This window comes from Micromonospora sp. NPDC048839 (assembly GCF_040649915.1).
Taxonomy (GTDB): domain Bacteria; phylum Actinomycetota; class Actinomycetes; order Mycobacteriales; family Micromonosporaceae; genus Micromonospora.
In genome coordinates this window covers 114459-121686 of sequence record NZ_JBEZGL010000011.1, presented here as the reverse complement: position 1 = coordinate 121686, position 7228 = coordinate 114459, and the positions used below count along the sequence as shown (strand labels likewise).

Below are 7228 nucleotides of genomic sequence, written 5' to 3'. Positions count from 1 at the left end.
GTCCGTCGCCCGGCCCGGTCCGCAGGCCGTCGCTCGCCGCCGTGCCTGGGGCTGATCAACTCGGCTTACAGGAAGTCGGGGTGTCCGGGGTAGGTGGACACCCCGACTTCCGGAAAACCGAGTCGATCAGCGGTTCTCGCGGCGCCTATCAGCCGTTCTCGCGGCGCCTCGCGCCGATCGTCACGCTTGCGTGCGACTCATCCCCGTTCCGGCCACTCCGGGCCGGTCCGGGCCGCACAATCCCACGTTTGCCGAGCCCTCGCCCCGGGAAGCAAGCACCGTGACGGACATCTCGGACACCCTGGCCAGCATGCCCAGCTCGGTCGATCCCGAGCCGACCGGCGTCGAGCTGGAACAGACCCTCTTCGAGGTCAAACGCGTGATCGTCGGGCAGGATCGGCTCGTCCAACGCCTGCTCACCGCACTGATCGCCAACGGGCACTGCCTCCTGGAGGGCGTCCCCGGGGTGGCCAAGACCCTTGCCGCGCAGACCCTCGCCACGGTCGTCGGCGGCACCTTCTCCCGGATCCAGTTCACCCCGGACCTGGTCCCCTCCGACATCGTCGGCACCCGGATCTACCGGGCCTCCAAGGAGACCTTCGACATCGAACTGGGTCCGATCATGGCCAACCTGGTGCTGGCCGACGAGATCAACCGTGCCCCGGCCAAGGTGCAGTCGGCGCTGCTGGAGGCCATGGCCGAACGGCAGGTCTCCATCGGCGGGCGCAGCTGGCCGGTCCCGGAACCGTTCCTGGTGCTGGCCACCCAGAACCCGATCGAGTCCGAGGGGGTCTACCAACTCCCGGAGGCGCAGCGTGACCGGTTCCTGATGAAGGTGGTTGTCGACTACCCCAGCGACGCCGACGAGTTGGCCATCCTCTACCGGATGAGCACCGACCGGCCGGTCCCGCGCCCGGTGCTCGACGCGCAACGACTGCGGGACCTCCAGGCCCACGCCGAGCGGGTCTTCGTCCACCACGCGCTCGCCGAGTACGTGGTACGGCTGATCCTCGCCACCCGTGACCCGGGCCGCTTCGGGCTACCGGAGATCGCCCCGCTGCTGGCGTACGGCGCCAGCCCGCGGGCCACCCTGGGCCTGGTCGCCGCCGCCCGGGCACAGGCCCTGCTGCGGGGACGGGAGTACGTGCTGCCCGAGGATGTCCGTGAGCTGGCTGTCGACGTCCTCGCCCACCGGCTGGTGCTCTCCTTCGACGCGGTGGCCGACGGGGTGTCGGCGGAGAGCCTGGTGCGGCGGCTGGTCGAGGCGGTGCCTCCGCCCCGGCTGGCCACCAGTCACCCACAGCAGACGCCGGATCTGGCGGCGGCATGAGACGAGCGAACGTCGCGCCGGCTGACCCCGGCCTGGCCGAGTTGGCCCCGGACCAGCGGGTCCGTCGCCTGGAACTGACAGTCACGCGCCGGCTCAACGGACTGCTGCACGGCCAGTACCGCGGCCTGCTGCCCGGGCCGGGCAGTGAACCCGCGGGCAGCCGCGAGTACCGACCGGGCGAGGACGAGGTCCGCCGGATGGACTGGGCGGTGACGGCCCGCACCGGCGTACCGCACGTCCGCCAGATCGACGCCGACCGGGAACTGACCACCTGGCTGCTCGTCGACGGCAGCGCCAGCATGGAGTTCGGCACCGCCGAGCTGGACAAGCGGGAGTTGGCGGTGGCCGCGGTCGCGGCGGTCGGTTTCCTGACCGCGGGCGTCGGGAACCGCCTCGGCGCCCAGGTGCTGCGTGCCGACGGGGTACGCCGCTTCCCGGCCCGCAGCGGACGTACCCATCTGCTCACCCTGCTGCGCACGCTGCTCGCCGCCCCGCGACCCACCGCGCCCGGCGACCGACCGGGGTGGAGGCCGCCGGACCTGGCCGACGGGCTCGACGCGCTGCACCGGATCGCCAACCGGCGTGGACTGGTCGTGGTGGTCTCCGACTTCCTCGACGGCCTGCCCGACGACCCCGGCCAGCCAGCGCCCTGGGAGCGCACCCTGCGCCGGCTCGCCGTCCGGCACCAGGTGCTGGCGATCGAGGTCACCGACCCACGTGAGCTGGAGCTGCCCGACGTCGGCCTGATCACGCTCATGGACCCGGAGACCGGCCGTCGCCGCGAGGTGTGCACATCGGACCGCCGGCTGCGCGAGCGGTACGCCGAAGCCGCCGCCGCCCAGCGCGACCAGATCCACCAGTCGTTGCGCCGCAGCGGCGCCACCCACCTGCCCCTGCGCACCGACGGGGACTGGAGCGCGGACATCGTCCGGCACGTGCACGCCCAGCGTCGACTGGCCACCGCGCCGGTCGGCCCGGCCCGGGGAGGTGTCGCGTGACCTGGCAGTCGCCGCTGCGACTCTGGCTGCTGCTCGGCGTACTGGCCCTCGTCGGCGCGTACCTGCTGATGCAGCGCGGGCGCAGCCGGTACGCGGTCCGCTTCACCAACCTGCGGCTGCTGGACCGGGTGGCGCCGGAGCGGCCCGCCTGGCGTCGGCACGTACCGGCCGGGCTCTTCCTGGCCATGCTTGCCCTGCTGGTCGTCGGGTTCGCCCGGCCCAGCGCCGAGGTCCAGGTGCCCCGGGAACGTGCCACGGTGATGGTTGCGGTGGACGTGTCCACGTCGATGCTCGCCACCGACGTGGAACCGGACCGGTTGGCCGCGGCGAAGCAGGCGGCCCGACGGTTCGTCGAGGGCCTGCCCGACGAGTTCAACGTGGGTCTCGTCGCGTTCGCCGGCAGCGCGGCCGTACTGGTGCCGCCCGGCACCGACCGCGACGCCCTCGACGAGGGGATCGGCCGGCTCGCCGAGGGAATCACCGGTGTCCAGGGCACCGCGATCGGCGAGGCCATCAACACCTCGCTCGGCGCGGTCAAGAGCCTGGACAGCGAGGCCGCGAAGGAGACACCACCAGCCCGGATCATCCTGCTCTCCGACGGTGCCAACACCTCTGGAATGGACCCGATGGAAGCGGCCGCGGAGGCGGTGACGGCGGAGGTGCCGGTGCACGCCATCTCCTTCGGGACGCCGTCCGGGTTCGTCGACCGAGGCGGACGGCCCATCCAGGTGCCGGTCGACGGGCAGACCCTCAAGGAGGTCGCCGAGGAGACCGGCGGGATGTTCCACGAGGCCAGCACCACCGACGAGCTGAAGGCCGTCTACGACGACATCGGCAGCTCGGTCGGTTACCGCACGGAGCGGCAGGACGTCTCGGCTCGGTTCATCGGCCTCGGACTGGTGTTCGCGATGGGCGCCGCCGCCGGATCGATGCGCTGGTTCTCCCGCCTGCCCTGACCGCCGCGCACCACCGCCGTCGACCGTGAGGAGTACGCATGGCAGTACAGACCGGACTGGGCGAACCGCGCGGTCCCTGGTTCATCTCACCCCAACTCGACCCGGACGGGCGCGGGTGGTGGGACCCGCCCGAGCGCGACCCGGGCGAGCGACGGCCGCGACGGCTGCTCGCCGCACTGGCCGTGGTGGCGCTCTCCGCCGTCTCCGGTGCCGTCGCCGGGGGCGTGGTGGCCGCCCGGGACGGGGTGCCCGGCCCGGCTGCCGCATCCGCCGCCCCGGTGCCCGCCGAGCTGGTCACCGCGGCCGAAAAGACCGTACCCGGGGTGGTGTCGGTGCTGGCCGGCGGTACGTCGGCCGGGTCCGCGACCGGCTCGGGCTTCGCGGTGGACGACCAGCAACACCTGATCACCAACGACCACATCCTGGCCAAGGGTGGTGGCGGGCCGGTGACCGTCGAGCTGCCCGACGGCCGCCGGTTCGCCGCCGAGGTGGTGGGCCGGGAGCCGCGCAGCGACCTGGCGGTGCTGAAGGTGCCGGCAGCGGCCGGTCTCACCCCGTTGCCGATGGCCAAACCGGGTGCGACCCGGGTCGGCGAATCGGTGCTCGCGGTGGGCTCGCCACTCGGCCTGGCCGGAACGGTCACCGCGGGAATCGTCAGCGCGTTGGACCGCGAGGTACGGCTGGGCAACAACCGGCACCGCGCCGTGCAGACCGATGCGTCCATCAACCCCGGTAACTCGGGAGGGCCGCTCGTCAACGCCCGTGGGGAGGTGGTCGGCGTGAACACCGCCATCGCCACCATCGACGGGAGTGGCTCGATCGGCATCGGCTTCGCCATCCCCATCGACCAGGTGCAGCAGACCGCCGACACGATCATCGGCAAGGGCGGCTGACCTGCGCGGACAGCCGCTGACGCGGGCAGTGTCGGATATCCGGCCGGACGGCATCGGGCTATGGCGATATCACTGTCGGTATGGATACTGGCGGAGGTGGAGCGTCCTCTTCTCGCGGTCCTCCTGCTGGTGGGCCTGGTCATCGGATGTGCGGTGGGGTCGGCGTACGCCCGGGCACGACGCGGGTGGAACGACTACCAGACGGTCCGGAAGTCGGTGCCGGGTGCCCGTCGAGGCGCCTGGTCGCTGATCCGTGGGGTCGCCGTGAAGGCCGGGGTGATCGCGCTCCTGCTCTTCGGCGCGGTGGCGTACGCGGCAGCCGGCTCCGACGAGGAAGCCGCCGGGCCGGCGCCCAGCCAGTCGCCCACGCAGAGCAAGACCCCGCACCGATGACCCCTGGCGGGTCGCCGCGGGTTAGCCTCGGGGCGTGGACGACGGACTGCGGGTGACCGATCGGTGGATCGTTCCCGCCGGGGAGCTGCGGGAGCGCTTCTCCCGATCGTCGGGGCCGGGTGGGCAGGGTGTGAACACCGCGGACTCCCGGGTCGAGCTGAGCTACGACCTGGCCAACTCGCCGGCCGTGCCCGATTGGCTGCGGTCACGGGCACTCGCCCGGCTGGCCAACCGCCTGGTCGACGGGGTGCTGACGATCGCCGCCAGCGAGCACCGGGCCCAGCTGGCCAATCGGGAGGCGGCCCGCGAACGCATGACCGCGCTGCTGCGGGAGGCCGCCGCGCCCCCGCCGCCGCCCCGCCGGGCGACCCGACCGTCCCGTGGGGCCAAGGAGCGCCGGCTGGCCGAGAAGAAGCGCCAGTCCCAGCGCAAGCGAGACCGCCGCGCCGACGACGACTGATCAGGCGCGCCTCGTCCTCAACCCTTTCCCAACTGGCTCAGCGCCGACGCTCCCCAGCCGGTCGGGTCGGCGCCGGGCGGCACGAAGGCCAGGGTCTGCCAGAGCACCACGATGTCCCACCAAGCCGCCTCCACCGGGCTGAGGCGGCGCACGGACTCGTAGCCGGCGCGGAACTGCGCGTGCACCGCGACCGGCACCGGTCCCCAGTCGTGATAGCGGGTACCGAGCAGGACCGCCGACCGGGCCGCCTCGACGACCCGGTGGTCCGCCCGGGCCTCCTCAAAGTCCAGGACCGCGACGATCTCGGTTCCGGCGCACAGAATGTTGGCCGCCCGGAAGTCGGAGTGCAGGAGCTGCCGTGGCAGCGGGTCGGCGGGCGCGGTGGCGACCAGAGCGCGCAGGGTGTCGCGGGCGGTCGCTGGCACCTGCTCGGCGTACGTGTCGAGCCAGCCGAGGACCCGGGCCGCGAGCGGCGTTGCGGGAACGGAGTAGGTGGAGGCGGCATCAGGGTCGGGATGCGGGCAGGCTGCCAGTGCCTCCTGTAGCCGCGACAGGAGCGCGCCGGCTGCCCAAACCTGGGCGGGGTCGGCGGTGTCGAGGAGTTCGCCCGCGATCACCCGCTGCAGACCGATCGAGACGTGACCGGCTTCGACCTGAAGGCGGCCGTCCCGCGCCGGGACGGGTGCCGAAACCGGCAGACCCTGGTCGTCCAGCCAGCTCGTGAGACGCGCGATCGCCGCCAGCCGCGGGAAGCGGTCGGGCACCACCGACCATTTCGCGAGCATCCGGCCGGCCGGCGTGCCGACCCAGGCGAGCGCGTTGCCGCTGCTCATCACGATCCGCTCGCAGGAGTCGACCCGAACACCCCAGTACTCGTCGAGCAGGTCGGCAATCCATCGGCCGGCCGACTCACCGTCGCTGAAACCGAACCGTCCCGCCAGCGTGTCGCCGGGGTCGTGTGCCTCCCACAGCATCTCCAACGCCGGGACGTGCGATTCGGCCATGCGCGGTATCCCACCACACCGTGCCCACGGTGTCAGCCGAGCCGGCGCCGTCGCTGACAGAAGCTGGAATCTGTCAGTCAGATGATGTACGGTCGTCGGGTACCCACGATGAAAGGACACCCCCATGGACACCCGCTCCCTCAGCGCCACCGGGCCCACCGTCTCCGCCCTCGGGCTCGGCCTGATGGGCATGTCCGACCTCTACGGCACCGCCGACGAGGCCGAGAGCATCGCCACCATCCACGCCGCCCTGGACGCCGGCATCACCCTGCTGGACACCGGCGACTTCTACGGCATGGGCCACAACGAGATGCTGCTGCGCGACGCGCTGCGCGGCCGCAACCGGGACAAAGCGGTGATCAGCGTCAAGTTCGGTGCGCTTCGCGACGCCGAGGGCGGTTGGAACGGCAACGACGTCCGGCCGGTCGCGATCAAGAACTTCCTGGCGTACACGCTGCGCCGGCTCGGCACCGACCACGTGGACATCTACCGACCCGCCCGGCTCTCCCCGGACGTCCCGGTGGAGGAGGTGGTGGGCACCCTGGCCGATCTGGTCAAGGCCGGCCACGTCCGGCACATCGGCCTGTCCGAGGTGAGTGCGGAGACGCTGCGCCGGGCGCACGCCGTGCACCCGATCAGCGACCTCCAGATCGAGTACTCCCTGATCTCCCGCGACCCGGAGGCCGCGATCCTGCCGACGGCACGCGAACTGGGCGTGGGGATCACCGCGTACGGGGTGCTCTCCCGCGGCCTGATCAGTGGCCACTGGCAGCCCGGACGGCAGACCACGGGCATCGACTTCCGCACCCACCTGCCCCGGTTCGCCGGCGCGAACCTGGACCGCAACCTCGCCCTGGTGGATGCGCTACGCGCCATCGCCGAGGCGCGCGGCGTCACCGTGGCGCAGATCGCCATCGCCTGGGTGCTGTCCCGCGGCGCGACAATCGTGCCGGTGATCGGAGCCCGCACCCGGGAGCGGCTCACCGAGGCGCTGGGCGCCGCGACCGTCACCCTCACCGAGGCGGACCTGGCCGCCATCGAAGCCGCCGTCCCGGCCGGCGCGGCATCCGGCTCCCGTTACGACGAGGCGCAGATGGCGTTCCTGGACAGCGAGCGCGCATGACCGCAGGCCGTGGCGCGACCGTAGGTCGGGGGGCCGCGCCACGGTTGCCCGCGCGGTCAGGGAGGCTGGGC

Annotated in this window: 8 protein-coding genes; 7 read left to right on the top strand and 1 reads right to left on the bottom strand. The window is 72.6% G+C overall.

Annotation, left to right across the window (positions count from 1 at the left end; genetic code table 11):
• Nucleotides 1-280: 280 nt before the first annotated feature.
• The 6 genes from AB0C25_RS21725 (at nt 281) to arfB (ending at nt 5030) form a co-directional block, all read left to right on the top strand.
• On the top strand, nt 281-1330 hold the full coding sequence (locus tag AB0C25_RS21725) for a MoxR family ATPase (protein ID WP_357250596.1): 1050 nt from the start codon (nt 281-283) through the stop codon (nt 1328-1330).
• Nucleotides 1327-2328: a DUF58 domain-containing protein gene (locus tag AB0C25_RS21720; protein WP_357375767.1), complete on the top strand. Its 1002-nt coding sequence runs from the start codon at nt 1327-1329 to the stop codon at nt 2326-2328. The genes AB0C25_RS21725 and AB0C25_RS21720 overlap by 4 nt, the downstream gene beginning before the upstream one ends.
• On the top strand, nt 2325-3284 hold the full coding sequence (locus AB0C25_RS21715) for a VWA domain-containing protein (RefSeq protein ID WP_357375765.1): 960 nt from the start codon (nt 2325-2327) through the stop codon (nt 3282-3284). Before AB0C25_RS21720 ends, AB0C25_RS21715 begins: the two co-directional genes overlap by 4 nt.
• Before the next feature lie 38 nt (nt 3285-3322).
• A complete protein-coding gene (locus AB0C25_RS21710) occupies nt 3323-4177 on the top strand; it encodes a trypsin-like peptidase domain-containing protein (protein ID WP_357375763.1) in 855 nt (284 codons plus the stop codon).
• Between the two features lie 96 nt (nt 4178-4273).
• A complete protein-coding gene (locus AB0C25_RS21705; RefSeq protein ID WP_357375761.1) occupies nt 4274-4570 on the top strand; it encodes a hypothetical protein in 297 nt (98 codons plus the stop codon).
• A 34-nt stretch (nt 4571-4604) separates the two neighbouring features.
• Complete coding sequence (gene arfB / locus AB0C25_RS21700; RefSeq protein WP_357375759.1) at nt 4605-5030, top strand: alternative ribosome rescue aminoacyl-tRNA hydrolase ArfB; 426 nt, start codon at nt 4605-4607, stop codon at nt 5028-5030.
• 17 nt (nt 5031-5047) lie between these two features.
• Here the strand turns inward: arfB and AB0C25_RS21695 are convergent, their stop codons facing one another.
• Nucleotides 5048-6034 (bottom strand): phosphotransferase, encoded by a 987-nt coding sequence (locus tag AB0C25_RS21695; protein WP_357375757.1) that lies wholly within the window; start codon nt 6032-6034, stop codon nt 5048-5050.
• A gap of 124 nt (nt 6035-6158) precedes the next feature.
• On the opposite strand from AB0C25_RS21695, the gene AB0C25_RS21690 reads away from it, so the two are divergent.
• Nucleotides 6159-7157 (top strand): aldo/keto reductase, encoded by a 999-nt coding sequence (locus tag AB0C25_RS21690; RefSeq protein ID WP_357375755.1) that lies wholly within the window; start codon nt 6159-6161, stop codon nt 7155-7157.
• The last annotated feature ends 71 nt before the right edge of the window (nt 7158-7228 follow it).

Bases quoted from the DNA above. Each gene is read 5' to 3' on its own strand.
- AB0C25_RS21720 (WP_357375767.1), top strand. From the start codon at position 1,327: ATGAGACGAGCGAACGTCGCGCCGGCTGACCCCGGCCTGGCCGAGTTG.
- AB0C25_RS21710 (WP_357375763.1), top strand. From the start codon at position 3,323: ATGGCAGTACAGACCGGACTGGGCGAACCGCGCGGTCCCTGGTTCATC.
- AB0C25_RS21695 (WP_357375757.1), bottom strand. From the start codon at position 6,034: ATGGCCGAATCGCACGTCCCGGCGTTGGAGATGCTGTGGGAGGCACAC.
- AB0C25_RS21690 (WP_357375755.1), top strand. From the start codon at position 6,159: ATGGACACCCGCTCCCTCAGCGCCACCGGGCCCACCGTCTCCGCCCTC.